Origin of the sequence: Corynebacterium sp. LK14, from assembly GCF_008042215.1 — a bacterium.
In the GTDB taxonomy this organism is placed as follows: domain Bacteria; phylum Actinomycetota; class Actinomycetes; order Mycobacteriales; family Mycobacteriaceae; genus Corynebacterium; species Corynebacterium striatum.
Map to the genome: position 1 here is coordinate 1 of NZ_NOVQ01000022.1, position 2,092 is coordinate 2,092.

General features: G+C 57.0%; 3 protein-coding genes and 1 pseudogene. All 4 read right to left on the bottom strand.

Annotated features, from left to right (window positions below; genetic code table 11):
- Positions 1–106 precede the first annotated feature (106 nt).
- Positions 107–874, bottom strand: coding sequence for an ATP-binding protein (locus CHU71_RS12645; RefSeq protein ID WP_062034988.1), 768 nt, complete (start codon positions 872–874; stop codon positions 107–109).
- A 6-nt stretch (positions 875–880) separates the two neighbouring features.
- A complete protein-coding gene (locus CHU71_RS12650; protein WP_147761267.1) occupies positions 881–1,195 on the bottom strand; it encodes a hypothetical protein in 315 nt (104 codons plus the stop codon).
- Between the two features lie 171 nt (positions 1,196–1,366).
- Positions 1,367–1,573 (bottom strand): annotated as a pseudogene (locus CHU71_RS12655) (integrase core domain-containing protein); the annotation flags it as partial.
- 146 nt (positions 1,574–1,719) lie between these two features.
- Positions 1,720–2,092 (bottom strand): integrase core domain-containing protein (locus CHU71_RS12660; protein ID WP_147761268.1); only part of this gene is annotated, 373 nt, incomplete at its 5' end.

The window sequence follows — 2,092 nt, forward strand, 5'->3', positions numbered from 1 at the left end:
TTGGTAGGGGTGTTGCGGAACGGTGGTAGGGCTGGATTCCGACTAGGTGGTAGGGCCGGGCCGCTGGCCCTGTTGGGGCCAGCGGCCGGGCTTCTAATCCGATCGACTACTCGTTGGCGCCATATGTGGCGCTTGCCAGGTGTTGGCGCATGTCGTAGTCGCCGAGTTCGATGCGCTGTCCGGCATTGAGTCTGCTGACCAGTGAGTCCGCGCCGATGGGGTCGGGTAGTTTCTTCACCCAGTAGGCGGCGGTTGTCTGGGAGACGATGATGGTCGGCAGTCTGCCGTCGCGGTCGAATATGATCTTGGTTAGGTCTTCTTGTCCGCGCTGGTTGATTCCTATGGTCAGGAAATCATCGAGGATGAGTACATCAATGTTTTGTAGCTTGCGCATTTTAGCTACATAGCGTTCATCTGCTGGCAGGAAGGCCCCTAATTCATCGACGAGCTGATCCAGCCGGTAGTACGCGACACTGTATTCAGCCTGGCAAGCAGCAATACCGATAGCGCAGGCGATGTAGGTTTTACCCGCACCGGTGGGCGCTAGGACGTGCACATTGGAAGGTTCGTCGCGCCAGGGTGTTGCGGCTAGTCGTTTGAGCTGGCGTAGATTCAACCCTCGTTCATCTGGGTTGATCAGCTCGGCGAGTGTTGCTCCCGGATAGCGGAATTTCGCCTGGGTGATGGCTTTTGCGATGTTGGTTTGCCGGCGCTTGGCCGCGGTTTCTTCCACGGCTTTGAGGAAGATTTCCTCCGGTAGAGCGGTGTTGGCGTCATCGGCGGCGACTAGGTCGAAAAAGATATCAGCGAAGGTGGAAAGACGCAGTTTACGCAGTGTAGCTCGGATGTCATCGTCAAGGTTGATGGTGGTCATGATGGTCTAGGCCTCCTTCTTCGGGATGTCGTAGTGGCTGGCTGGGCGCAGGAATACTGCATCAGGGATTGCGGTGATATCCACAATGCGCGACTGGGCGTGATCGGCCTGGACGGCTGGCGTTTGGTTGAGGGTGTGACCGTTGCGGGCGATGTCGGCCTGAATCCGCGCGATGACCTGCATGTTGGGTGCCAGGCTATGGTCAATGACTTGCTGGCAGGCAGGCTCAAGCGTGGTCTTGTTGTGCTTGTTGCCCAGCTTGACGAGCACGTTGCGGGCAGTGTGTAGCCCGCGGGGTACGGCTTTGGCGTTGCGTTCCAAAATTGAGGAGACGACCTTGGTCGTTGCCGGCCCAAATGATGATGCTCGAGCAAGCAGCTCGTCACGGGTAAGAGGTTTGACCCCGGCAATGTCCTTATCCGGGGTATGGGCTGGGTCAGTGCAATAGCGGTAGGGCCTGGCCCCCGGAAAGTGGACACGTCGGGGGGTTAGCTATGCTGCTTTGGTCAGTGTAGCTGATGTGAGTGCTTCGAAGTCATCGGGAGCTAGGAGGTTACACCAGGAGTGCCGCCGGCGCGTGTTGTAGCGCATGCACCACCGGAAGACTTCCTGCCGGCAGATAATGGGATTGTCAAAGACTTTCCTATCACGCAAGACTTCCCGCTTTAAGGTGGCGTTAAAAGATTCTGCTAGGGCGTTACGAAGCGTCCTGGGTTTAGTTCCGCTTCTTTTACGGCCCTGTGTTGATGGCCTGGGTGAGATAGTACTCGGTTTCTACTTCCTGTGGGGTAGCGTAGTCCAAAGCTTGGGCCTGACCCCCGGAAAGTAGACACGTCGGGGGTTAGCTATGCTGCTTTGGTCAGTGTAGCTGATGTGAGTGCTTCGAAGTCATCGGGAGCTAGGAGGTTACACCAGGAGTGCCGCCTGCGCGTGTTGTAGCGCATGCACCACCGGAAGACCTCTTGACGACAGCTAATTGGGTTGTCAAAGACTTTCCGATCACGCAGCACTTCCCGCTTTAAGGTGGCGTTAAAGGATTCTGCCAGGGCATTATCGGCACTCGTTCCAACCGCGCCCATGGACTGGCGCACACCTAACGACGAGCAGTAGTTCCTAAAGGCTTGTGAGGTGTACACGCTGCCGTGATCGGAATGGAAAATAGTCCCGTCAAGACTGCCGCGCACGCCGTGTGCGTGGGCTAGAGCATCGATAACTAGT

Coding starts and splice junctions, on each gene's coding strand:
- CHU71_RS12645 (WP_062034988.1), bottom strand. CDS start 874: ATGACCACCATCAACCTTGACGATGACATCCGAGCTACACTGCGTAAA.